Raw genomic sequence first — 24325 nt, 5'->3', positions numbered from 1 at the left:
GGCTCCTTGAGTATGGACTGCCCCTGACAACCACGCGGTCGAGCCGATTGTTCCTAACGGCCGAAAAACGGTTCCAGACTGGCGCGCGACAGCGGGCGGTAGGTCAGGAACTGACCATCCACCGTCACCGTGACCTCATGCGCTTGCGGACGTTGCACCAGGGCAGGGTCATCAAGTGACACGGCGCGGCCTGAGGCGATATCGCGCGCATCCAGCGCCGGGATCGTCGGCCGCCTGTTCTCGTTGGCGAGCGCCGACAGGAAACCCCGCACCTCATTGGCCTGCTGCTGAGCCGTTAGGGCTGCGCGAACACGTGACCAGGCAGTCTGGACCGAGGCCGGCAGGGGCGCTCCGCTCGTCTGGGCGGACGCCTGGCCCGCTGCCACGACGATCGCGATCAACAGAGGCGGCAGGGAGGCTTTGAGCGTCATGTCGGTCAGGATGAAGCCGCCGGCCGCCGATGCAAGCTTCACTTTTCTGCCGGCCGCGGTGAACCTTCTGGCGTGGCGAGGCGTAAAGGCGGGAACAAGCGTCGCATCGGAAATCGAATGTCCTCCATCATCCGTCCCACGCCCCGCCAACGCACCCGTCGTCTGGTCGTCCTGGCCGCCGCCCTTTTCGCGATCATCGTGCCCCTGGTTCAGAACCTGTCCGGCCTGGGCCTCACGCAGTCCGAGTTCGCTGCGGACGGCAACAGCACCCTGCGCGTTGCGGGCTACGCCTTCTCGATCTGGGGTCTGATCTATATCGGCATTCTGGCCTATGCGATCCGTCAGGCCCTGCCGCAGACGGGTGAAAGCCCGCTGCTGGGCCGGATGGGGCTGCCGTCCGCCGTCGCCTTTTTCGGCATCGGTTTCTGGATCATCGTCGCGGCCCTGAACCTGAAAGCCGCCAGCGTGGGCGTGATCTTCGCCTCGCTGATCGCGCTGCTGCTGCCGATGCTCGCCGTATCCGGCCACATCCGCGCGCTGCGGATGTTCGACCGCGAGCGCATCCTCCTTGTTTGGCCGCTGGCGGCCTTGGCGGGGTGGCTGACGGTGGCTGCGCCGTTGAACCTGATCACGACGGCGACCGCGTTCAACGCCCTGCCCGCCGCCCTGTCGCCTGACCTGTGGGCCATCGTCGCCATCGTCGCCGTTACGGTCTTCGCCTTGGGGGTGACGGCGGTGCTGCGCACCCTTGCCTATCCGCTGCCGACGGCCTGGGGCCTTCTGGGCGCGTTCGTCGCCGAACAGGCGGACAAGCCGACCGTCGCCTTCACGGCCCTGGCCGGCGCGATCGTCCTGCTGATTGGCGGCCTGCTGCTGACCTTCCGCCTGCGACCCGGCGTCGAACGCGCTCGCTAAGCCTCAGGGTTTGTCGGTGACCGCGTCATCCTGAGGCGCGTGGTCATCGGCGCCCACGTCGAAGGCGCCGGTTTCATCGAAGCCGACGCTGCCGACCCCGACGGCCGAACCGGTCAGCCGTTGACGACGGCTGGCCAGAGCCGCTTGCGGCGCCGCGACGTCCATCTCTGCGGTGGTTTCAGGATCATTCGAACGATCCATCTGCTGGCCCGAGGCCGGGACGATGCGGTCGGTGTGCGGCTTGCTCACGCCTCGTCCTCCCCGGCGTCATCGGCCTGTTTCTGAGCCCGTTCGGCCAGGGCGGAGGCGCCGGCGTCGTCGGCGGCGATTTCGGGCAGGTCGTCGTCTTCGGGGGTAGCGGCGGGGTCGATGGGCGTGTCGGTCATGGCGGCTCCTTTGGCTGTCGACGGAATCAACCACCTGCGATGGACGATGTTCCCCGATCTTGCGCCGCGCGGGCTGACATTCGGCGCATCTGCGGCTAGAAGCGCCGCCCATGAGCGCTCCGCAGAAGACCATGGCTGAACTGGCCGCCGAATACGGCCTGGCCCCCAATGAATATCAGGTCGTCCTCGACCGGCTGGGGCGCGAGCCCAACCACGTCGAGCTGGGCGTCTTCTCGGTCATGTGGTCCGAGCACTGCTCCTACAAGTCCTCCAAGATCCACCTGGGCAAGTTCCCCACCACCGGCGATCGCGTCATTTGCGGGCCGGGCGAGAACGCCGGCGTGATCGACATCGACGACGGCGACGCCTGCATCTTCAAGATGGAGAGCCACAACCACCCCTCCTACATCGAACCCTACCAGGGTGCGGCGACGGGCGTGGGCGGCATCATGCGCGACGTCTTCACCATGGGCGCGCGGCCGGTGGCCCTGCTGAACGCCCTGCGTTTCGGCGATCCCAGCCACGAGAAGACCAAGCGTCTGGTCAAAGGTGTCGTCTCGGGCATCGGCGGCTATGGCAACTGCGTCGGCGTGCCAACAGTCGCGGGCGAGACCAACTTCCATAAGGGTTACAACGGCAACATCCTGGTCAACGCCATGTGCGTCGGCCTGGCCCGCGCCGACGAAATCTACTATTCGGCCGCGCCGGAAGCAGGCCATGACGTCGTCTATTTCGGCTCCAAGACCGGTCGCGACGGCATCCACGGCGCCACCATGTCCTCGACCGAGTTCGACGACGAGTCGGAGGCCAAACGCCCCACGGTTCAGGTCGGCGACCCCTTCGCCGAAAAACTGCTGATCGAGGCGACACTGGAGCTGATGGCGTCCGGCGCCGTCGCCGCCATTCAGGACATGGGCGCGGCGGGCCTGACCTCCTCCTCCGTCGAAATGGCGGGCAAGGGCGGCGTCGGCATCGAACTGAACCTCGACAAGGTGCCCCAGCGCGAAACCGGCATGACGGCTTATGAGATGATGCTGTCGGAAAGCCAGGAGCGGATGCTGGCGGTGCTGAAGCCCGGCTATGAAGACGTCGGCTATCGCATCTTCCAGAAGTGGGGCCTGGACTTCGCCATCATCGGCCTGACCACCGACACCGGCCATCTGGTGCTGAAGCATCACGGCGAGACCGTCTGCGACGTGCCGCTGGCGCCGCTGTTCGACGACGCGCCCCTGTATGACCGTCCCTGGGTCCAGCCGGAGCTTGAGCCCAAGCTGAACCACTCGGACATTCCTGCGCCCGAGAACTGGGCCGATGCGGTGATGAAGGTCGTCGCCTGCCCCGACATGGCCTCCAAGCGCTGGATCTGGGAACAGTACGACCGCCACGTCATGGCCGACACGCTGCAGGACTCGTCGACCGGCGCCGACGCCGGCGTGGTGCGCGTGCATGGTACGGACAAGGGTCTGGCCGTCACCTCGGACTGCACCCCCCGCTATGTCCAGAACGACCCCTATGAGGGCGGCAAACAGGCGGTGGCCGAGGCCTGGCGCAACCTGACGGCCGTCGGCAGCCGTCCGATCGCCATCACCGACAACCTGAACTTCGGCAATCCACAGCGCCCGGAGATCATGGGCCAGATCGTGCGCGCCATCGACGGCATGGCCGAGGCCTGCCGCGAACTGGTGTTCCCGGTCGTGAGCGGAAACGTGTCGCTGTATAACGAGACCAACGGCGTCGCCATTCCGCCCACCCCGACCGTCGGCGCCGTCGGCCTGCTGCCCAACTACGACGTGGTGACTGGCTTTTCGACCATGGCCGAGGGCGATGCGCTGGTCCTGATCGGCCAGACCCAGGGCGAACTGGGCGCCTCCATCTATCTGCGCGAGGTCCTGGGCCGCGAGGACGGCGCACCGCCGCCCGTCGATCTGAAGCTCGAAAAGAAGACCGGCGATTTCGTGCGCGACCGGATTGAGCAGGGCGAGTTAACCGTGGTTCACGACCTCTCGGACGGCGGCCTGATCGGCGCCGCGGCCGATCTGGTGCTGGCCTCCGATGTCGGCGTGACCCTGGACGCCTCCAGCGCGGCCCACGCCCACATCTTCCTGTTCGCCGAGGACCAGGCCCGTTACCTGGTCGCTGTCCCTGACGCTGACGCCATCATCGCCAAGGCGCGGGAGGCCGGTCTGCACGCTTCGGTCGTCGGCCATGCGGGCGGCGCCGCCTTCGCCTCCAAGGGCGATAAGGGCGAACTGTTCAGCATCCCCGTCGCCCACCTGCGCGAATGGCACGAAGGCTGGATGCCGGGTTGGCTGGGCGACGCGGCATGATCCGCGTCCTGGCGCCGCTTGCCCTGCTCGGCGTGCTGAGCGCCTGCGACGGCGGCGGCGATCCGGTGCAACAGGCGCTGCGTGACACTTCAGCCGCCCACCAGGCCGCGGCGGCGCGCACGACCGAACAGATGCAGGCCGCCGGTCATGACGGTCACGCCATGGGCGGCCCTACCCCCGGAGCCACGCCTGGAGATCGGGCCTTCGCCGCCTCCGAAGCCGAGATGCACCGCAAGATGGCCGCCGCCTCGGGTCAGACGATCGATCAGGCCTATGTCGCCAAGATGATCGCTCACCACGAAGGCGCCGTCGCCATGGCCAAGGTCGCCCTGCGCGACAGCCGCGACCCGGAAATTCGACGCATGGCCCAGGCCATCGTCGACACACAGACGCGCGAGGTCGCCGAGATGAAGGCCTGGGCGCTGACCGCCCCTCCGGCGAACTGAGATTGGCGAAGGGACCCTATCGCGGCGGCGGAAAGCCAGCGGGGCCCACCCGCACCAAGGCCCCGTCGACTGGGCGGCCGTCTTCCAAGCCTTCGCAGATCACCAGAGACGAACTGAAGCATTTCGCCTTTCGTGATCGCTCCAAAGAGGCGTTTCTGGACGAGCTGGACCCCCTGCTCCGCGCCTGTTTCAAGAGCGGCTTCACCCGGCCCAACGAGGTCGCCGGCCTGCTGAACAAGGCCGGCAAGAGCACCGCCTGCGGCCAGCCGTGGACGCCTCACCTCGTATGGGGTCTTCAACGCTTTCTGTTCGAACGGCGCGAAAAGAAGAGAGCGGCTCAAGCCGCGGCCCCCGTAGCGACGGCTTCGAAACCTGCCGTCTCCAGCCAGCGCGCGAAAGACCCGGCCGCCGAAGATATGACGAGGTTGCTCGCCGCGATCGGCAGGGCGCGCCCGTCGCGTTGACGCCGCGTTGACGTAGCATTGATCCCGCATGAACGCAGGAGCCGGATGGCGCGTTTCAGAAGCGATACGCCTGGCTGAACCGGCGACTTGAACAGGGAGCGTCTGATGGACGCGACGACCGCCGACACCATCTTCCGCCCTGCCATACCGCCCCGGCGCGCGGGCAAACCGCTGTCGCTGCTGCCCTTCCTGTGGATCAGCTGGCGCGATCCGATCCAGATGTGGTCCGAGCGGCATTTCACCGAGCCGCAACTGCATGGATCCTCAGCCTTTGGCGAAATCCTGGTGGTCAGCCATCCCGAGGGGGTGCGGCACGTCCTGACCGAGAACGCCGCCAACTATGTGAAGGGCGATCTGCAACGGCGTGTGCTGGGGCCGATGCTGGCTGAGGGCCTGCTGCTGACCGAGGGCGAGGTCTGGCGTCGCGCCCGGCGTATCCTCGCGCCCCTGTTCACCCCCGCCAAGATGGCGACGCTGAACGCCCGAATGGCCGAGGTCTGTCACGCGCGCGTGGCCGCCTGGTCGCTGTCGGCGCGCGGGCGGGTGCTGGATATCGACAGCGAAATGTCGGGCCTGACCTTCGACATTCTGTCGGCGACCATGTTCTCGGACGAGCTGGGCGGCGAAGCGCGCGGGTTCGAGCGGGCGCTGAACCAGTTCCTGGCCAATGGCGCGCGCATCGATCCGCTGGACGTGCTGGGCGCGCCGGACTGGGCCCCGCGCCTGGGCCGCTTGGCCAGCTTCCGCTCGGCCCGCTTCTTCGAGCAGCGCGTCACCAAACTGGTCGAAGCCCGCCGCGCCCGGATCGAGCGTGGGGCCGGAACGGGCGAGGCGCCGCCCGACGACCTGCTCAGCGCGCTTCTGCTGGCGCGGGATGAGAACGGCGGTCCGGGCCTGACCGACGAAGAGGTCGCGGCCAACATCCTGACCTTCATCCTGGCGGGGCATGAGACCACGGCCCGCGCCCTGGGCTGGACCCTGCATCTGCTGTCGCGCCAGCCGGAGTATTTGGCCCGGCTCCAGGTCGAGGCCGACGCCTTCGACGTCTCCGATCCGAAATGGGCCGAGGCCCTGCCCTGGACCCGCGCCGTGCTGGAGGAGACGATGCGCCTGTTTCCGCCCGCCCCGACCATGGCCCGCAAGGCCCTGGCCGACGACGAGATTGGCGGACAGACGATCAAGGCCGGCGCCACCGTCATCATCTCGCCGTGGATTCTTCAGCGTCACCAGCTGCTGTGGGACGACCCCGACGCCTTCCAGCCCGAGCGTTTCCTGCCCGAGAACCGCAAGGCCATCGATCGCTACGCCTACATTCCCTTCAGCGCCGGACCCCGCGTCTGCATCGGCGCCGCCTTCGCCCTGCAGGAGGCGATGATCGCCCTGGCCGCCATCCTTGGCGTCGCCGATGTCGAGGCCCTGACCACGGCGGAACCCCGTCCGGTCCACCAGATCACCCTGCGCAGCCGCGAGCCGATGCGATTGCGGCTGAGGGCGCGGCGCAACGGCTGATCCAGCCCAAACTTGGCCGCAAATCCGGCGCGTCGTCAGCCCTGTCGAACACGGATCGCCACGATGAGCGCCACGTCTGCTGAACAGTTGCCCACGGGCGCGGTCGATAAGGTGGCTAAGGTCACCCTGGCCTTCTGGCTCATGAAGATCTGCGCCACCACGGTCGGCGAGACCGGCGGCGATCTGGTCTCGATGACGCTGAAGGTCGGTTATGCCGTCAGTTCGCTGATCCTGCTGGGCTTCTTCGTCATCACCCTGATCGCCCAGTTGCGGTCAAAGCGGTTTCACCCCGCCCTCTATTGGCTGGTGATCCTGGCCACGAGCACGGCGGGCACGACCCTGTCCGACTTCATGGATCGCAGCCTGGGCCTGGGTTACGCCACGGGTGCGACGATCATCGCCGGCGTCCTGATCGCCGTTCTGGCGGCCTGGCGGCTGACCTATGGCTCGTTGAAGGTCGATCATATTCGCGAGCCGGGAGTGGAGACCTTCTACTGGCTGGCCATCCTGGCGTCGAACACGCTGGGTACGGCCCTGGGCGACTTTCTGGCCGACACCTCGGGCCTGGGGTATCTGTGGAGCAACGCCGTGATCTCGGGCGGCATCGTCCTGACGATCCTAGCCTGGAAATTCACCCGCATCTCGACCACCGTCCTGTTCTGGATCGCCTTCGTCCTGACCCGCCCCTTCGGAGCCACCATGGGTGACCTGTTGACGAAATCGCACGCCAAGGGCGGACTGGACCTGGGCACGATCGGATCGACGGCGGCGCTGCTCGGCCTGCTGGTCGTGCTGCTGATCGCCACCACGGCCAACTATCGCAAATGGTTTACGGGAGCGCGCCCCGCGTGATCCGCCGGCTCTCACCCTTGAAGCTCGTGCTGATCTCGGCCGCCGTCAGTCTCGTCTGCCTGATCGCCTACATCATCGGCGTCGCCGTGAGCGGCAATGTCCACACCGTCATCACCGGAGAGATTTATCGGGCCGGTCAGCCGCGCCCCGGCCTGCTGGACCGGATGGAGCGCCAGTACGGCATCCGCACCGTGCTGAACCTGCGGGGCCACAACCCCGGCTCACCCTGGTATGACGACGAGGTCGCCGAAAGTCGTCGCTTGGGCATCCAGCACATCAACTTTCGCATGTCGGCCAAGGAAGAGCTGACGCCGCAGGAGGTCCGCACCCTGATCGCCATCATGCGCGATGCACCAAAACCCCTTTTGATCCATTGCGCCGGCGGATCGGATCGCACCGGGCTAGCGTCGGCCTTCTACGTCGCGGCGGTATCGAAGGGCGGAGAGTCCGCCGCAGAGGACCAGTTGTCGCTGCGCTTCGGCCATATCGCCCTGCCCAATCTGGACGCCTACGCCATGAACCGCACCTTCGAGAGGATGGAGCCGGAACTGGGCTACCCGAACAGCTAAGGCGCCGTCGCCGTTCCGCCACGAAACGTCTATAGGTCGCGCCGACTTTCCCACTGGAGGCGACCTTGCGCACCGCCATACTGCTCCCGCCGGGATGCCTGTTTTCCGAAGCTCAGCCGAACTCGATGGAGACGGTGGTGCGGACGATGGCGGGCGTCGATCAGGGTGGCGAGACGCGCATCTTCTGCTGCCAAGGCGCGGACGACGGCTTTTCAGCGAGCGTGGACGCCCTGCCGGCGGGGCGTAGCCGCATGCCGACGCTTATCGAACGGCTGCGCGCCTTTCGACCTGATGTGATCGAACATCATCAGCAGGTGAAACAGGCGTTGGCGGTGCAGCAGGCCCTGCCCGACACCGCCCATCTGCTCTATCGCCACAACGCCCTGCGCCCGCCGCGCCATCCCATCGACCGATGGCGTTATCGGGCGCGTTATGAGCGGCTAGACGGCCTGGTCTTCGTCAGCATCGCCGAACGCGACGCCTTCGTGCGCACCTTCCCCGATCTGAATGACCGGGCGTTCGCGGTGCCCAACCCCATCGACGCCGGCGCCTGGCTGGCCTCGCCCGAGGATCGAGAGGCGGTGATCGCCTTCGCCGGGCGCGCCATGCCCGAAAAGGGCGTCGATGTGTTGTGCGCGGCCTTGCCCGGCGTTCTGGACGCCCATCCTGACTGGCGCGCCGTGCTGATGCTGAACGACTGGAACGATCATGCGCGCTGGGTGGCCCGACATGTCGCGCCGCTGGAAAAGTATGGCGACCGGGTCGAGGTTCTGAAGTCCGCGCCTATGGGCGAGGTGCGGCGACGGATGCAGACGGCCGCCATCGCCCTGACGCCATCCGTCTGGGACGAGCCGTTCGGCCTGACGGCGATCGAGGCCCATGCGGCAGGCGCGGCCCTGATCTCGTCCGGGCGCGGCGGTCTGCGTGAAGCCAGCGGGCCGCACGCCCTCTACGTCGATGCGGTGACGCCGAAGACATTGGCGGCGGCGATGGATCGGCTGATCTCGTCACCCGTGGAACGATTGGCGCTCGCGCAATCCGCCCAGGCCTATGTGCTGGCGACCCATACGCCCGAGCGCCGCGCGGCCGAGCTGATGGCCGTCCGCCAGACGGTGATCGACCGTCGCCGGGCGCGTCAGACGACCGGGATCGCCTGAGACAACCGCCCGCCGACCCGGATCGGCTCGACCCGCACTGCCAGGCCTGTCCTGTCGTCCGTCTCAACGAAGACCCCGCATACCGTCGCTGGTCCGGAGGCCGGCATGTAGCGACCGCCAGAAATCCGGGTGGTGAAGCGGCGCAGCGGCTCTTCCTTTTCGTTGCCGATCACGCTGTCGTAGTCGCAGCAGCCACCGGCGTCGGTCTGATAGGCCGTGCCGCCGGGCAGGATCTGGCAGTCGGCGGTGGGCACATGGGTGTGGGTGCCGACCACAAGCGACGCGCGCCCGTCGCAGAAGTGGCCCATCGCCATCTTCTCGGACGTGACCTCGGCATGCATGTCCACAATAACGGCGTCCGCCACCGCGCCCAGCGGCGCCGCCGCCAGCTCGCGCTCCACCGCGCCGAACGGATCGTCCATCGGGTCCATGTGCACCCGGCCCAGCACATTCATGACCAAGACCGTGCGCCCCGAATGGGTCTCGAACAGATTGGCCCCGGCGCCCGGCGCATCCATCAGGCGCGGATAGTTGGCCGGCCGGATCAGGCGCGGCTCGCGCACGATATAGGTCAGCGCCTCGCGCTGGTCCCAGCTGTGGTTGCCCAGCGTCAGGCAGTCGGCGCCCGCCATGAACAGCTCGCGCGCCGTGTTCTCGGTGATGCCGAAGCCGCCCGCGGCGTTCTCCGCATTCACGACCACGAAGTCGAGTTTCAGATCCCGCTTCAGGCCCGGAAGATGATCGCTGATGCCGTCACGGCCGGACTTGCCGATGACGTCGCCGAAAAATGCCAGTCTCATTGGAAAGCCGTATAGCCGGTCTCGGTCAGAACGCCATGCAGTCGAATGTCGTGAGGCTCCAGCGCCAGCCGCTCAGCCTTCTGGCCGGCATAGGCGAAACCGATGCGGATGGCGTCGGGTCGGGCGGCGAAGGTCCGGTCGTAATAGCCGCCGCCCTGCCCCAGGCGCCCGCCATGATCGTCAAAGGCCAGCAGCGGCGTCAGGATCAGGTCCGGCATGACGACTTCCGCCAGCGGCATCGGCGCGGGGCATCCGGCGGCGTCCATCTCCAGCGGCTCGCCGGGCGACCAGGCGCGGAACTCCATCGGCGCGTCGCGCTGGACCACGACCGGCAGGCACAGTCGGCGGCCCGCCGCCTCCAGCGCCGCAGCCAAGGCGTCGGTATCCAGCTCCGACCCCATGGCGCAATAGAGCGCGACGATCCGAGCGGCAGGAAGCGCATCAGCATTGTGCGCCGCCCGACTGGCGGCCAGCGGATCGGCCTCAGCCAGACGCTTGCGCAAGGCGCGGGCGGCCGATCGAAGTTCATGCTTGTCCTGGATCATCGAACCGCCCCTACGCGTGCTCATGCAGGGAGCCGCCGCGCGGCGAGCGATAGCACATCACAGAGAGAAGGTGGCGGCGCCGCGCGAACCGTGAAGAACGTTTAAATCCTCTCGACCTGGGTAGCCAGGTGGGCTCCGTATGCCCAAGCCCTCGAGCCCGGACAGGGACAGATCCCTATGAGTGAATTAAGGTCAGAAGGATATGTTGTCTTCGACGTGAGCCGCAGCAAGACCCGCCGTCGATCAAGATAGGCCTTCGCCGGCCCCGACACCAGCATCCGCAGCGGAATAATCGCCTAGAGGTTTTGGGCGATCTTTTCGATCCGCGCGGCGACGGCGTTCAGCGCCTCGGCGACCCCGTCCGTCGAAGCCGCCGCCGGGGCGGCCGCTGACGAAGGCCCCGCCTTGCCGGCGCTCAGCCGCGCCTCGTGCAGTTCGTCGGCCAGGATCAGCGCGGACATCAGAAACAGCCGCAGATCGCCGACATGGCCCACGTCGCCTGCGACCTGGCGCACCTGATTGTCGAACTGTTTGGCCAGGATGCACACGCGCTCTTCCTGCCCGTCGGCGCAGCCCACCGCATAGGGGCGTCCGTTGACCTCGACCGTCACCGTAGCCATCAGCCGGCCTCGCTTTCGGCCAGGGCCTCGCGCACGGCCCGGGCGGCGCGGCCCAGCGCCTCGGACGCCTCGCGCCCGGCGGCCTCCAGTTCGGCCACGCGCTGAGCATCGGCCCCCTTTTCAGAAGACCGCGGCGCGAACAGGTCGTCGTCCGCGATCGCGGGCGCCGAGGCGGGCCGCGCCTTCAGCTCAAGAATCTTGCGTTCCAATTCGGCCAGGGCGCGATCGATACGCGCCCGTGCGGCCGTGGTGGCGTCTGCCATCGGTCGCTCCTTTAGATTCCGTATAGAAGCCGAGGACGCGCCGGGGTAAAGGGGCGCGCCCCCTTTTTCCGCCTTCCCAACAGAGGTCTCCACAGTGACCGACGCCAAAACCGCACCAAAGGCCACGCCCGAGCAGATGGCGAACGCCATTCGCGTCCTCGCCATGGACGGCGTCGAGAAGGCCAAATCCGGCCACCCCGGCATGCCGATGGGCATGGCAGACGTCGCCGCGGTGCTGTTTTCGCGCTTCCTGAAGTTCGACGCCTCGCGCCCCGACTGGGCCGACCGCGATCGCTTCATCCTGTCGGCCGGCCACGGCTCGATGCTGATCTACGCCCTGCTGCACCTGACCGGCTACAAGGGCGCGACGAAGGAAGAACTGTCCAACTTCCGTCAGTGGGGCTCCAAGACCGCGGGCCACCCGGAGTACGGCCATATGCCGGGCGTCGAGGTCACCACCGGCCCGCTGGGCCAGGGCTTGGCCACCTCGGTCGGTTTCGCCATGGCCGAGCGCCATCTGGCGGCGAAGTATGGCGATGATCTGGTCGATCACCGCACTTGGGTCATCGCCGGCGACGGTTGCCTGATGGAAGGCGTGTCGCAGGAAGCCATCGCGCTTGCCGGCCGCTACAAGCTGAACAAGCTGCACGTCCTGTGGGACGACAACGAGATCACCATCGACGGCAAGGTCTCTCTGTCGGATGCGACCGACCAGAAGGCTCGCTTCAAGGCCGCCGGTTGGGCGGTCAAGGCCATCGACGGCCACGACATGAACGCCATCAAGGGCGCGATGAAGTGGGCCATGCGTCAGGACAAGCCCACCCTGATCGCCTGCAAGACCAAGATCGGCAAGGGCGCCGCCACGATGGAAGGCAGCCACAAGACCCACGGCGCTGCCCTGGGCGCCGCCGAGATCGCCGCCACGCGCCTCGGCCTGGCTTGGGATCACGATCCCTTTGAAATGCCCCAGACCATCGCCGACGCCTGGAAGAAGGTCGGCCGTCGCGGCGCCAAGGACCGCAAGAAGTGGGAGGCCCGCCTCGCCGCCTCGGCCCAGGCCGCCGACTTCACCCGCGCCATGAAGGGCGACCTGCCCGAAGCCGCCTTCGATACCCTGAACGCTAAGATCGCCGAACTGGTCGAGACCCAGCCGGCCCAGGCGACGCGCCAATCGTCGGGCGCGGCGCTGGACGAACTGTTCGCCGCCATTCCCGAACTGATCGGCGGCTCGGCCGACCTGACCGGCTCGAACAACACCTTCGTCAAGGGCACGCCGATCCTGGACGCGCCGACCTATGAAGGCCGCTATGTCAACTGGGGCATCCGCGAGTTCGGCATGGCCGCGGCCATGAACGGCCTGGCCTTGCACGGCGGGGTCATTCCCTACGGCGGCACCTTCATGGTGTTTTCGGACTATAGCCGCCCGGCCATCCGCCTGGGCGCATTGATGGGCGTCCGCGCCATCCACGTCCTGACGCACGATTCGATCGGTCTGGGCGAAGACGGCCCGACGCACCAGCCGGTCGAACACCTGGCGGCGCTGCGCGCCATTCCGAACCTGTTGGTCTTCCGCCCCGCCGACACCATCGAGGCCATGGAATGCTGGCAGATCGCCCTGCAGACCAAGACCGCGCCATCGGCCCTGGCCCTGTCGCGCCAGAAGACCCCCGCCGTCCGCACCGTCGCCGCGACCGAAAACCTGTCGGCCCAGAATCTCTGTGCAAAGGGCGCCTATGAGATCAAGGCCGCCAATGGCGAGGCCAAGGCCACCCTGTTCGGCACCGGCACCGAACTGGCCCTGGCGTTAAAGGCCGCCGAGACGCTGGAAGCCGAGGGCGTGGCGACCCGCGTCGTCTCGGTCCCCTCGTTCGAACTGTTCGAACAGCAGGACGCCGCCTACCAGGCCTCGGTCATCGGCCGCGGCACGGTCCGCGTCGCCGTGGAAGCCGCGATCAAGCAAGGTTGGGAACGCTTCATCGGCGAAGACGGCGCCTTCATCGGCATGACCGGCTTCGGCGCCTCCGCCCCCGCCGAAGTCCTCTACGACAAGTTCGGCATCACCTCGGACGCCATCGTCGCGGCGGTCAAGGCGCGGCTTTAAAACTCGGATCACTCCCCCGTGCGCGACGCTTCACGGGGGAGATTTTTTGAAAGCAGAAGCCATGAGCCGCATCGGCGCGATCAGCCTGCTTGTTCACGACTATGACGCGGCCATCGCCTTCTATGTCGCCAAGCTGGGCTTCGACCTCAGCGAGGATACCGATATGGGCGGCGGCAAGCGCTGGGTGCGGGTCACGCCCAAAGGCGGCGAGACCAGCCTGCTGCTGGCGCGCGCCACGACCGACGCCCAGAAGGCCCAGGTCGGAAACCAGGCCGGCGGCCGGGTCTGGCTGTTTCTGGAGACCGACGACCTGATGCGCGACCACGCCGCCTGGCTTGCCGCCGGCGTCCACTTCCGCGAAACCCCGCGACATGAGACCTATGGCAAGGTGGTGGTCTTCGAAGACCTCTACGGCAACGCCTGGGACCTGATCGAACCCGCTACCGGAGACTGATCGCCATGAAACTCGGCACCGCGCTTTCCGACACTGCCGTGCGCGTCATGCTGCTGGGCTCGGGCGAACTGGGCAAGGAGGTCGCCATCGAGCTTCAGCGGCTCGGCGTCGAGGTCATCGCCGTCGATCGTTATCCCAACGCCCCGGCCATGCAGGTCGCGCACCGCAGCCACGTCATCCCCATGACCGACGCCCAGGTGCTGAACGGTGTCATCCTGGCCGAGGCCCCGCACTTCATCGTGCCCGAGATCGAGGCCATCGCCACCGAGGTTCTGGCCGATATCGAGGCCGCCGGCATGGCGACGATCGTCCCGACGGCTCGCGCGGTGCAGCTGACGATGAACCGCGAGGGCATCCGCAAACTGGCCGCCGAAGCGCTGGGTCTTCCCACCAGCCCCTACGCCTTCGCCGGCTCGGCCGAGGAACTGGCCGCCGGCGCCGAGGCCGTCGGCTATCCCAACTTCGTCAAGCCGGTCATGTCCTCGTCGGGCAAGGGCCAGTCTTTCGTCGAAAGCGCCGATGAAATCGCCGACGCCTGGACCTACGCCCAGGACAGCGGCCGCGTCGCCAGCGCCCGCGTCATCGTCGAGGGACGCATCGACTTCGACTTCGAGATCACGCTTCTGACCGTCCGTTCGCGCGACGCCGACGGCACGACCCGCACCGATTTCTGCGCGCCCATCGGCCACCGCCAGGTCAAGGGCGACTACGTCGAAAGCTGGCAGCCGCAGGCGATGACGCCCGCCGCCCTCGCCTCTGCCCAGGACATCGCCGGCAAGGTCACTGCGGCCCTGGGCGGTCACGGCGTCTTCGGCGTCGAACTGTTCGTCAAGGGCGATCAGGTCTGGTTCTCCGAGGTCTCTCCTCGCCCCCACGACACCGGCTTGGTCACCCTGGCCAGCCAGACACAAACCGAGTTTGCGCTGCATGCCCGCGCCATCCTGGGTCTTCCCATCGACGTGAACCAGCGTGAACCCGCCGCCAGCGCCGTCATCTATGGCGGCATGGACGCGCAAGGGATCGCCTTCGAGGGCGTCGCGGAGGCCCTGTCGGTCCCGACCGCCGATCTGCGTCTGTTCGGAAAGCCCGAAGCCTTCGAGCGCCGCCGCATGGGCGTAGCTGTCGCCCGCGGCGCCGATGTCGAACAGGCCCGCGAACGCGCGCGTGAAGCCGCCGGACGGGTCAAAGTCGTTCGGAACTGACACCGCCGTCTCCTCCCCGCTCGCGGGGAGGGGGACCGCGAAGCGGTGGAGGGGTTCTTGAAGTCCCATTGGCGCCCGCGATACGTCGCAGAACCCCTCCGTCACGACGCGAAGGCGCGCCACGCCACCTCCCCGCTCCGCAGCGAGGAGACGTCTGATCCCTCATTTCTACGACTTTAGTCGATTGGCCTTGTCCCGCATTGTGGTGCAAACCATGGGCGAGGGTCGCAGTCAGCCGGCCGGGAGGGATCTGTCGTGGGCAAACTCAGCACACCCATAATCTTCGGCGCCATCGCCGTCCTGGGGGCGGTGTCCCTCGGCATCATCGCCCTGCATCAGGGCGAGAGCATCAGCGCGGTCTGGATGGTGGTCGCCGCCGTCTGCACCTATGCGATCGCCTATCGGTTCTACAGCCTCTACCTGGCCAACAAGGTCATGCAGCTGAACCCCGCGCGCCTGACCCCGGCGATGCGCCGCAACGACGGGCTGGACTATGTGCCGACGCCCAAGAACGTCCTGTTCGGCCACCACTTCGCCGCCATCGCGGGCGCAGGCCCGCTGGTCGGGCCGGTGCTGGCCGCCCAGATGGGCTATCTGCCGGGCGTCCTGTGGATTCTGGTCGGCGCCGTGCTGGCCGGCGCGGTGCAAGACATGATGGTCCTGTTTATGTCCACGCGTCGCGACGGTAAGTCGCTGGGCGACATGATCCGCACCGAAATGGGCAATATCCCCGGCATCATCGCCCAGGTCGGCGTCCTGATGATCATGGTCATCATCCTGGCGGTTCTGGCCCTGGTCGTGGTCAAGGCCCTGGCCGAAAGCCCGTGGGGCACCTTCACCGTCGCCGCCACCATCCCCATCGCCATTTTCATGGGCCTTTACACCCGCTTCCTGCGGCCAGGCCGCGTGGGCGAGGTGTCGGTGATCGGCGTCGTCCTGCTGATCTTGGCCATCATCGGCGGCGGCCATATCGCGGCCGATCCGTTCTGGGGTCCGGCCTTCACCCTGACCGGCCCGACCCTGGCGATCCTGATGATGGTCTATGGCTTCATCGCCTCGGTCATTCCGGTGTGGCTGCTCCTGGCGCCGCGCGACTATCTGTCGACCTTCCTGAAGATCGGCGCGATCGTGGCCCTGGCCGTCGGCATCCTCATCGTGCGTCCGCATCTGCAGATGCCGGCCATCACCCCCTTCATCGACGGCACCGGCCCGGTCTTCGCCGGCGCCTTGTTCCCCTTCCTGTTCATCACCATCGCCTGCGGCGCCGTGTCGGGCTTCCACGCCCTGATCTCGTCGGGCACCACGCCCAAGCTGCTGGAGAACGAAGCCCAGATCCCGATGATCGGCTACGGCGCCATGCTGTGCGAAAGCTTTGTCGCCGTCATGGCCCTGATCGCCGCCACGGTTCTGGACCCGGCCGTCTATTTCGCCATGAACAGCCCGGTCGCAGTCATCGGCAAGGATGCGGCCTCCGCCGCCGCCGCCGTGGCCCAGTGGGGCTTCCACATCACGCCCGGAGAGCTGGAACAGCTGGCCCGCGACGTGGGCGAACATTCGATCCTGTCGCGCGCAGGCGGCGCCCCGACCCTGGCGGTCGGCATGGCGCACATCCTGTCCGGCGTGATTGGCGGCAAGGCCATGATGGCCTTCTGGTATCACTTCGCCATCCTGTTCGAAGCCCTGTTCATCCTGACCACGGTCGACGCCGGCACCCGCGTCTGCCGCTTCATGATCCAGGACCTGCTGGGCGTCGCCGTGCCCAAGATGCGCGAAACGAAGTCGTGGGGCGCCAACGTCGTCGCCACGGCCCTGACGGTCGGGCTGTGGGGCTATTTCCTCTACACCGGCGTGGTGGATCCGCTGGGCGGCATCAACAGCCTGTGGCCCCTGTTCGGCATCGCCAACCAGATGCTGGCCGCCGTGGCCCTGATCCTGGGCACCGTCGTGCTGTTCAAGATGAAGCGCGAGAAGTTCGCCTGGGTCATGGTCGTTCCCGCGACCTGGCTGCTGATCTGCACCCTGACGGCGGGCTTCCAGAAGCTGTTCCACCCGGACGTCCGCATCGGCTTCCTGTCCCACGCCCGCAAATATCAGGAGGCTCTAGGCGCCGGCGAACTGATCGCCCCGGCCAAGAGCATCGGCGACATGCACCGCATCGTCGTCAACGACTACGTCAACTCGACCCTGACGGCGGGCTTCTTGTTCGTGGTCGTCACCATGGTCGTCTATGGCGTCCTGGCGTGCCGCAAGGCCTATGCGAACAACCGCCCGACGGTCCGCGAGTATCCGGAAAGCCACCAACTGACGGCGGCCGACGAGGCGGCGGATGCGGCCCGTGCCTGAGGTCCAGGACGATCTGCTCTGCCTGTGCCGCGACACCGCCCTGCGGTGGGGTCGCGGCGTCCGGCGCACGGCCGGCGCCATGATCGGTCAGCCGGATTATCAGGCCTATGTCGATCACGCGGCGGCGACCCATCCCGACCAGCCGCCGCTGGACAAGACCGCCTTCTTCCGCCTGCACGAGCAGCGCCGCTTTGGCGGCGCCGGCGGGTTCAAATGCTGCTGATCTAGAGGCCGCTGGCGGGGGTGTCGGCCCTGGCGCGATCCTCGGCCTGAAGGGCGGCGATCGCCGTCTCCAGTGTCGGATCGTCGCCCGCGCGGCGCTGGGCCACGGTGCGGGGCGCGGCGATGTCCGGCGTGACCCCCCGCTTTTCCAGCCGAATACCGCCCGAAGTCACGAAGTCCGCCCGGCTGAGCGTCAGCCGCCCGCCGTCCGGCAGACTGGTCTCCTGCGCGATCAGCACCGATCCCCCCGTCTTCTCGCCGACCACGATGCCGCGCCGCGCCTCCTGCAAGGCGGCCGGCGTCAACTCGGCGGCGCTACGGCTGCCCTGGTCCACCAGAACCGCCACATCATTGGCCAGGGGATCGCGCCGATCGCCGCAGTCGCCCGCCGCCCTCAGCACCACAGGCCGACCGCTGCGTCCCGTCCGCGTCGCCCAGACCTGATCGCGCGGCAGGAAACAGGTCAGGACCGATTCCGCCTCCATCAGCCGCCCGCCGGGATTGCCGCGCAGGTCCAACACCACGTCCACATCCGGCGGCAGGCCTTCCAGTTCGCTGCCCATCCAGGCGCCCAGCCCCTTGTCGAACTGCTCGACCCGCAGCACCAGCACCCCCGGCCGCGACTTGTCGGCGGTGAATGGTTCGATGGCCTCCATCACCCGCGGCGTCAGGGCTATCTCGCGCCGCTGTCCCGCATCGTCGGTCAGGACCAACTGCACCGGAACCCCGTCATAGGTCTCGACATCCGGTCCCCAGGGCTTCCCATCGACCGACTTCAGGGCCCAGCCCATCTGCACGCCCGCCGACTCGGCGGGCGAGCCCGGCCGGACACGCTCGACGGTCCAGTCGTCCGGCGTCTCGCCCCGCATCAGGGTCAAGCCCATCACGGCGCGCCGGGCGAACTGCGCCTCCTGACGCCGCACCGCCGCCGGCGGACTGGCCGCCGCATGACCGTCGTCCAGCAGATCCAGCATCGCATTGATGACGCGGTACAGCTCCCGTTCGTCGCTCGCCGCCAGGGCTTGGGGCCGGAACGTCGCCCGCGCGGCGTTCCAGTCTACACCGTGCAGGGTCGGATCGTAATAGCCCCGCCGCACCTCGCTCCACACCCGATCGAACACGCGCTGATTCAGCCTTACGCGGTCACGCGAGGGCGCTGCGGCGACGACCGGATCGACAACCGGCGAATCGACCGGTTGGGCCACGGCCGGACCGCTCAACGGCAGGCCGAGCAACATGAGGCTGAAAAGCCGGGCAGAAACGCGCAGATGCATGAGCTCCATCTGACGTCAGTCGCCCGCTTCGCTCAAGTCACGACTGCGCGCTATTCCGGTACCCGCGCCCCGTCCCAGGCGAAGACGCCGCCGCTGTCGGCCGGCGTCAGGTTCGACAGCACGGCCAGCAGCCGCTCGGCAGAATGGTCGGCCGTGAACAGCTTGCCCTCCGCCACCCCCTTCTGGAACGGCGCGCTCAGGTCCGTCGCCACCGTGCCGGGATGCAGACCGGCGATCACCGCCTGCGGATGGCTGCGCGCCATCTCGACCGACAGATTGCGCAGGATCATGTTCAGCGCCGCCTTGGATGCGCGATAGGCGTGCCAGCCGCCCAGTCGGTTGTCCGAAATCGACCCCACCCGCGCCGACAGGGCCGCGAACACCGCCCGCCGATCACGCGGCATCAGCGGCAGCAGATGTTTCGCCGCCAGCGCGGGCCCCACCGCATTGACGCGGTAGTCCCGTAACAGGTGTTCCGCATCCAACTGACGAAACGACCGCTCCGGCTGACGCCCGTCGTGCAGCACCCCGGTCGCCACGACGATCAGGGTTGGGGCCGCCCCCTGGCCGATCCGTTCGGCGGCGGACGCCAGACTGGCCTCATCCTCCAGATCCGCCACCAACCCTAGCGCGCCCGCCACATCCGCGCCGGACCGCGACACGGCCCACACGGTCTCGAACGCGCCGTCCGCCACGATCCGCTCGACCATCGCCCGGCCGATGCCGCCCGTCGCCCCGATCACCACCGCCGATCCGTTCATCGCGTCTCCCTTCCGCGTTCGTCCCATGATAGGGGCGCGGCATGAGCATCACCACGGTCGGCCTCGATGCCGACGACACCCTCTGGCACAACGAGACGATCTTCCGCCTGACCCATGCGCGGTTCGTCGATCTTCTGGCCGACCACGGCGACGAGGCGACCATCGAGGCGCGTTTAGCCGAAACCGAGCAACGCAACCTGCGTCTCTATGGCTACGGCATCAAGGGCTTCACCCTGTCGATGATCGAGACGGCGATGGAGCTGACGAACGGCGAGGCGCCGCCCCATGTCGTGCGCGAGATCCTGGCCGCCGGTCGCGAGATGCTGGCCCACCCGGTCGAGACCCTGCCCGGCGTGGACGCGGTCGTCGCCGAACTGTCCGAAAAATACCGCCTGGTCCTGATCACCAAGGGCGACCTGCTGGATCAGGAGCGCAAGCTGGCGGCCTCAGGCCTGGGCGACCTGTTCAGCGCGGTCGAGATCGTGTCCGAAAAGGATCGCGCCACCTACGAGCGGGTCTTCACCCGCCACGGCACCGGCCCGGCCGAGGCCGTCATGGCCGGCAACTCCATGAAGTCCGACGTCCTGCCCGCCATCGCCGCCGGCGCCTTCGGCGTCCACATCCCCTACCACGTTACCTGGGCCCACGAACTGGCCGACGCCCCGGCGAACGAGCCCCGCTACGTGTCCCTCGCCCGCATCGACGAACTCCCCGACTGGATCGCAGCGATCAAAGATCAAGTGTAGCCGAGCAGAGCTCTCAAACCGGGCGCGTGGAAGTCCACAAGACACCTTTGCTCCTCCGACAAGGTTACGGGCAGTTGCATGCCGTCCGGCAACTGCAAGTTTTCTCGCGCCGTACGGCTCAACTTACGGTCGGAGCCAACCAGAACACGTTCTTTCCAGTCGGGAGGGCGGTCGATACCGCACGCATTAAGCAGCATTCTAAAATATGCGTCACCGTGTGGAGTGTCGATATCACGGATGGCACCGAGAATGTCCTCGTAGCGCACCAAATATACCCCGGTCCCCATCCAAGCCACAGCATTGTGCGTAAAGGTATCAAGCAGGGTGGGGGTCTTCGCATGAATGCCGAAGATCATCATATTAATCAGGACATCTGCGCTGAAGATGCCAGACTTGAGATGCTCCAAATTCTGCTGGTGAAAAGCGTGTGACACCATGAAACGCGCTCGCGCCAAGACCCAGTCATAAGGGTCGCGCACCAGGATGACGTGCCGCGCCGTGCGCACATTAGCGACCGCCTGGTCGTCGAACAGCAGATGCGCCGCAGCCAGCTTTGGCGCATGAGGATTAAAAGCGGCAAGGTGCAGATGCATGTTCGGCACTTGAATGAAATCGCGATCGTAATGCTGCTCCACCGGCACGAACATCCGCACGATGTTGCGAAGCAAATGGGTGCCGCCTTTCGGCACGCTGTTTAGCAGCACCGGCTGGCGAAGGGGGACTTGCTCAAACCGCGATACTTGGCTGTCCAGAGTGTCCCGAATACCGGAAATCACCGCCATAATGCTCTCCTCGTATCCCGAATCATAAGAGGCGGCGGATCGCTCCGCCGCCTCTATCACAAGCCTTTGATTTCTGACGGATCAGAACGTCTTGGTCAAACGCAGGAAGGCGCGACGACCATAGTAGGCTTCGGTGTATTGCGATCCCAGGACGGAATTGCCGGTCGTCGAGTACTGGCCGATTACAGTCGTCGCTGAAGGCGGCTTCTCGTCGAAGACATTGGCCAGGCCGCCCATGACCTTCCAGCCTTCGAACTCATAGCTGACCGAGGCGCTATGGAAGCCCGTGAACTCCGCATCCGCCTTGATGCCGACGGTGCGGCCGTCGATCACGACATTCGCCGTGCCGTTATCAGAGACATATTCGTTCAGGCTGGATTGGTTTCCGATCCAGTCGAAGCCCCAGAACGCCGTCCAAGGACCACGCGAGAAGCTGAGGTTGATGTTTCCGACCAACTCGGGGTAGCCCACCTCACCCAGCGGATCACTGAAGTTGCCTTCGAACAGGGAGGTATAGTTTTCCAGCGTCCAAGTCGTCTGGCTATCGATGCTCAAAGAGCCCCAAGGCGTTTCATTCACGTACCGCACGGTAAAGTCTAGGCCGCGGTTCTGCTGGTTGGCGATATTGATGAAGTTATCGCGAACAGCCTGAATGCCCAGGTTGGGATCGCGGTCGAAGCGGCCGCACAGCGGATCGGTCGGGAACTGATCGGAGGTGTAGCAACCGAACAGAATGTTCGCCGCACCGAGGGCAGTAACCTGATCCTTTATCTCGATTTCATAGTAATCGACGGCAAGGCTCAAACCGCTGTTGGGTGGGGTTACAACGACACCGAGGACAGTCGAGGTGGACGTTTCCGGCGTCAGGTTGCCAAATCCGCCGCCCGTGAAGATCGTCGCAGACGAGTTCCCGCCGGTGTAGTCGCCAGCGACCCCGCCGCCTGGACCATTCGGGCTGCGGCAGTTGTCGTACAACTGCTGCGACACTGCACCGTCCGCAAGCCGATCGTCCAAGTTCAAGCAAGGATCGATACTGCGTTGGCCCAACGAGCCGGTCTGGTTGGCCAGATACAGCTCAAACAGGGCAGGTGCGCGGAAAGAAGTACCCCGTGTGGCGCGGAACCGAATGGCGTCGTTCAGCGCCCAGTTCAAGCCCACCTTATAGGTCGATGCGTCGCCCGAAGTTTTCGTATCGGTGTAGCGGCCCGACAGCGACAGATCGAGGTTCTGAACCAGCGGCATGTTCGCAAGCAGAGGCACGGCCAGTTCTGCGTAGACTTCGCGCGTATCTTCCTTGCCTTGAGTGATGCCGGCGCTGGTCAGACCCCAGCTGTTGCCAGCTCGTGTAATCTCGCCAGGCGTGTCCACGATTTCGTCGCGACGCAGATGGAAGCCGAGCGCAAGACCCAGAGGACCAGCCGGCAGATCGAACAGATTCCCGCCGATCGAGCCCTCGACATAGGTCTGCTCATAAATGGTTTTGCCGGTTTCGTCGGCGTAGAGGAAAGCCTTTTCGGCGTCGTTCAAGTCCCCGCGCAGAACGCGCGGATCGGTGAAGTCCATGTCGATGCAGGGTCGACCGCTGACCGGCAGATTGGTCCCAACGCAGCTTTCCGTCTTGAAGCTGGTGGAATCTACCGCGTCCTTCAGCAGGACGTCCTGCGCATATTCGCCGTCCGAGCGGCTGTACTGAGCGAAAACGTCCCATTTCCACGCGCCGGTGGAACCCAGATTGACCGAGCCACGCAGACCGGCGACGCCGCGGATGTAGTCCACGCGTTGCGAGCTGCTGAAGTGGTCTGTGACCGGCGTGGCGCTGAGCAGATTATCGCCAGTGAAACCAGTGACCGGATCGCCCGCGCCAGGCCCGAAGAAATCGGACGTGAAGGTGTAGTTCCAGAACTGACGATAGCCGTTCGTGCGGCTCTCGCGGCGGTTGACCAGGAATTCACCATAGGCTTCGACGCCCCCGCCGATCTCATAAGCCCCCTCGGCGAACGCGGTGTAGCGATCGACCTCCGGGATGACCGTTTCCTTCTGAGCGAAGGGGTGGCTCGCATTGACGACGGCGCGCGACGCCGCGTCGTAGTTCACGACATAGAAGCCAGCCGGCGCGCCCGGCAGAGCAGCGCTGGTCGCCGGGTTTGCGGGACGAACCGGAATGTACTTGCCGAGATCGCCGTCGTAATCGAATTGGAAGCGGCCGGCGCGGCTCTCGAAGTTCGGACCATACGCATAGACTTGGCCCCACAGGACGTCGTTGCAGGTCGGCTGACCCGTGCGAGGATCGATGCGGTCGGCGCGATTTCTCGTGCCCGGTTCGAACACATACTGATTTTTGCAGATCAGATAGTCGCGATCGCCAGCCGTCAACTCTTCTTGACGATAGTAGTCGGCCGAAAGATTGAAATGGCCGCGGCTGAACGTCTTACCGAAGGTTCCTGAGATATTGTATTGCTCACCGCCGCCGTCGATCGGTGCCGTGGCGAAGGCGCTCATCTCGCCGCCGTCACGCTTGGACGCAGTGATCAGGTTGACCACGCCAGCGACAGCGTCCGATCCGTAGATCGAGGAGGCACCGTCCTTGAGGATGTCGACGCGGTCGATAGCCGACTGGGGAATGACGTTCAGGTCAAAGGCGGACACGCCGCCGCGCGTGCCAGCGGGTCCTGCGCGACGGCCGTTCAACAGCACCAGCGTACGATTAGCACCAAGACCGCGCAGCGAGATCGTCGACGCGCCAGGCCCGCCATTGGTCACGAAGGCGCTCGAAATCGTGGCATTCACCTGCGGCGTGCCGGCGGCAAGCGTCGAAGATTGGAGTAACTGAGCGGTATCGCTGAGCCCGCGCTGCTCGGCGCGGGCCGTAGTCAGCACCTGAACGGGAGAAGAACTGGTGAACTCGTTGCGCGGAATGCGTGAACCCGTGACGACGATTTCACCAACCTCGGTCGCTTGCTCGGCACCCTGCTCGCCTTCGGCAACTGGCGGATTTTGTTGCGCCATAGCCGGCAAGGCAACCATCAGTCCGACGGCAGAGAGCATGCTGCCAGCCAGCAATCGAGAACGACGATACGTCAAAGTTCAACCTCTTGAAGTTATCGAGCAGCAGTTTTCAACAGACTGCGGAATTAATACTCGCGGGAATGCGAGCTT

At 66.2% G+C, this 24325-nt stretch carries 25 protein-coding genes and 1 other RNA gene; 14 read left to right on the top strand and 12 right to left on the bottom strand.

What is annotated here, in order from left to right; genetic code table 11:
• Positions 1–53: 53 nt before the first annotated feature.
• Positions 54–473: a hypothetical protein gene (locus JX001_RS06320; protein ID WP_205682770.1), complete on the bottom strand. Its 420-nt coding sequence runs from the start codon at positions 471–473 to the stop codon at positions 54–56.
• A gap of 75 nt (positions 474–548) precedes the next feature.
• Here JX001_RS06320 and JX001_RS06315 point away from each other — a divergent pair, with 75 nt between their 5' ends.
• Positions 549–1346 (top strand): TspO-related membrane protein, encoded by a 798-nt coding sequence (locus JX001_RS06315; protein ID WP_205682769.1) that lies wholly within the window; start codon positions 549–551, stop codon positions 1344–1346.
• Positions 1347–1349: 3 nt separating this feature from the next.
• On the opposite strand, the gene JX001_RS06310 is transcribed toward JX001_RS06315, so the two are convergent.
• Together JX001_RS06310 and JX001_RS06305 are read right to left on the bottom strand one after the other, a co-directional pair.
• Complete coding sequence (locus tag JX001_RS06310; RefSeq protein ID WP_205682768.1) at positions 1350–1595, bottom strand: Tat pathway signal protein; 246 nt, start codon at positions 1593–1595, stop codon at positions 1350–1352.
• Positions 1592–1732, bottom strand: coding sequence for a hypothetical protein (locus JX001_RS06305; RefSeq protein WP_205682767.1), 141 nt, complete (start codon positions 1730–1732; stop codon positions 1592–1594). The genes JX001_RS06310 and JX001_RS06305 overlap by 4 nt, the downstream gene beginning before the upstream one ends.
• A gap of 110 nt (positions 1733–1842) precedes the next feature.
• On the opposite strand from JX001_RS06305, the gene purL reads away from it, so the two are divergent.
• From purL to JX001_RS06270, 7 genes are all read left to right on the top strand, one after another.
• Positions 1843–4059 (top strand): phosphoribosylformylglycinamidine synthase subunit PurL, encoded by a 2217-nt coding sequence (purL, locus tag JX001_RS06300; protein ID WP_205682766.1) that lies wholly within the window; start codon positions 1843–1845, stop codon positions 4057–4059.
• Complete coding sequence (locus JX001_RS06295; RefSeq protein ID WP_205682765.1) at positions 4056–4505, top strand: DUF305 domain-containing protein; 450 nt, start codon at positions 4056–4058, stop codon at positions 4503–4505. The genes purL and JX001_RS06295 overlap by 4 nt, the downstream gene beginning before the upstream one ends.
• Before the next feature lie 2 nt (positions 4506–4507).
• Positions 4508–4969, top strand: a complete 462-nt coding sequence (locus JX001_RS06290) for a hypothetical protein (RefSeq protein WP_205682764.1) — start codon at positions 4508–4510, stop codon at positions 4967–4969.
• A 105-nt stretch (positions 4970–5074) separates the two neighbouring features.
• Positions 5075–6478, top strand: coding sequence for a cytochrome P450 (locus tag JX001_RS06285; protein WP_205682763.1), 1404 nt, complete (start codon positions 5075–5077; stop codon positions 6476–6478).
• Between the two features lie 63 nt (positions 6479–6541).
• Entirely contained in the window at positions 6542–7330 is a 789-nt protein-coding gene (locus tag JX001_RS06280) for a COG4705 family protein (RefSeq protein WP_205682762.1), read from the top strand.
• A gap of 26 nt (positions 7331–7356) precedes the next feature.
• On the top strand, positions 7357–7899 hold the full coding sequence (locus JX001_RS06275; protein WP_241004822.1) for a tyrosine-protein phosphatase: 543 nt from the start codon (positions 7357–7359) through the stop codon (positions 7897–7899).
• Between the two features lie 65 nt (positions 7900–7964).
• Positions 7965–9056: a glycosyltransferase family 4 protein gene (locus JX001_RS06270; RefSeq protein ID WP_241004788.1), complete on the top strand. Its 1092-nt coding sequence runs from the start codon at positions 7965–7967 to the stop codon at positions 9054–9056.
• On the opposite strand, the gene JX001_RS06265 is transcribed toward JX001_RS06270, so the two are convergent.
• From JX001_RS06265 to JX001_RS06245, 5 genes are all read right to left on the bottom strand, one after another.
• Entirely contained in the window at positions 9035–9856 is an 822-nt protein-coding gene (locus tag JX001_RS06265; protein ID WP_045809851.1) for a TIGR00282 family metallophosphoesterase, read from the bottom strand. The genes JX001_RS06270 and JX001_RS06265 overlap by 22 nt on opposite strands.
• A complete protein-coding gene (locus JX001_RS06260; RefSeq protein ID WP_241004787.1) occupies positions 9853–10425 on the bottom strand; it encodes a 5-formyltetrahydrofolate cyclo-ligase in 573 nt (190 codons plus the stop codon). Before JX001_RS06260 ends, JX001_RS06265 begins: the two co-directional genes overlap by 4 nt.
• 48 nt (positions 10426–10473) lie before the next feature.
• Positions 10474–10634: non-coding RNA, 6S RNA (ssrS, locus tag JX001_RS06255), on the bottom strand.
• Between the two features lie 63 nt (positions 10635–10697).
• Positions 10698–11021, bottom strand: a complete 324-nt coding sequence (locus JX001_RS06250) for a cell division protein ZapA (RefSeq protein ID WP_205682760.1) — start codon at positions 11019–11021, stop codon at positions 10698–10700.
• Complete coding sequence (locus JX001_RS06245) at positions 11021–11284, bottom strand: hypothetical protein (RefSeq protein WP_205682759.1); 264 nt, start codon at positions 11282–11284, stop codon at positions 11021–11023. Before JX001_RS06245 ends, JX001_RS06250 begins: the two co-directional genes overlap by 1 nt.
• Before the next feature lie 136 nt (positions 11285–11420).
• On the opposite strand from JX001_RS06245, the gene tkt reads away from it, so the two are divergent.
• From tkt to JX001_RS16505, 5 genes are all read left to right on the top strand, one after another.
• Entirely contained in the window at positions 11421–13385 is a 1965-nt protein-coding gene (gene tkt / locus JX001_RS06240; protein ID WP_241004821.1) for a transketolase, read from the top strand.
• A 61-nt stretch (positions 13386–13446) separates the two neighbouring features.
• The gene (locus JX001_RS06235; RefSeq protein WP_205682757.1) at positions 13447–13839 is read left to right on the top strand and encodes a VOC family protein; all 393 of its coding nucleotides are present in this window, start codon (positions 13447–13449) and stop codon (positions 13837–13839) included.
• A gap of 5 nt (positions 13840–13844) precedes the next feature.
• Complete coding sequence (gene purT / locus JX001_RS06230; protein ID WP_205682756.1) at positions 13845–15041, top strand: formate-dependent phosphoribosylglycinamide formyltransferase; 1197 nt, start codon at positions 13845–13847, stop codon at positions 15039–15041.
• 255 nt (positions 15042–15296) lie between these two features.
• Complete coding sequence (locus JX001_RS06225) at positions 15297–17384, top strand: carbon starvation CstA family protein (protein ID WP_205682755.1); 2088 nt, start codon at positions 15297–15299, stop codon at positions 17382–17384.
• Positions 17368–17607: a YbdD/YjiX family protein gene (locus JX001_RS16505; RefSeq protein WP_066549975.1), complete on the top strand. Its 240-nt coding sequence runs from the start codon at positions 17368–17370 to the stop codon at positions 17605–17607. Before JX001_RS06225 ends, JX001_RS16505 begins: the two co-directional genes overlap by 17 nt.
• A gap of 1 nt (position 17608) precedes the next feature.
• On the opposite strand, the gene JX001_RS06215 is transcribed toward JX001_RS16505, so the two are convergent.
• Positions 17609–18880: a S41 family peptidase gene (locus tag JX001_RS06215; RefSeq protein WP_241004786.1), complete on the bottom strand. Its 1272-nt coding sequence runs from the start codon at positions 18878–18880 to the stop codon at positions 17609–17611.
• A gap of 50 nt (positions 18881–18930) precedes the next feature.
• Positions 18931–19641 carry an SDR family NAD(P)-dependent oxidoreductase gene (locus JX001_RS06210; protein ID WP_205682753.1) on the bottom strand — a complete coding sequence of 237 codons (711 nt, stop codon included), beginning with the start codon at positions 19639–19641 and terminating at the stop codon, positions 18931–18933.
• Between the two features lie 41 nt (positions 19642–19682).
• Here JX001_RS06210 and JX001_RS06205 point away from each other — a divergent pair, with 41 nt between their 5' ends.
• Positions 19683–20387 (top strand): HAD family hydrolase, encoded by a 705-nt coding sequence (locus tag JX001_RS06205; protein ID WP_205682752.1) that lies wholly within the window; start codon positions 19683–19685, stop codon positions 20385–20387.
• Here JX001_RS06205 and JX001_RS06200 read toward each other — a convergent pair.
• A complete protein-coding gene (locus JX001_RS06200) occupies positions 20378–21169 on the bottom strand; it encodes a hypothetical protein (protein ID WP_205682751.1) in 792 nt (263 codons plus the stop codon). The two genes, JX001_RS06205 and JX001_RS06200, sit on opposite strands and share 10 nt — an antisense overlap.
• 81 nt (positions 21170–21250) lie before the next feature.
• Positions 21251–24214: a TonB-dependent receptor plug domain-containing protein gene (locus tag JX001_RS06195; RefSeq protein ID WP_241004785.1), complete on the bottom strand. Its 2964-nt coding sequence runs from the start codon at positions 24212–24214 to the stop codon at positions 21251–21253.
• Positions 24215–24325 lie beyond the last annotated feature (111 nt).

The organism is Brevundimonas fontaquae (genome assembly GCF_017086445.1).
Lineage (GTDB): Bacteria > Pseudomonadota > Alphaproteobacteria > Caulobacterales > Caulobacteraceae > Brevundimonas > Brevundimonas fontaquae.
This window is presented reverse-complemented; position numbering and strand designations above follow the sequence as displayed.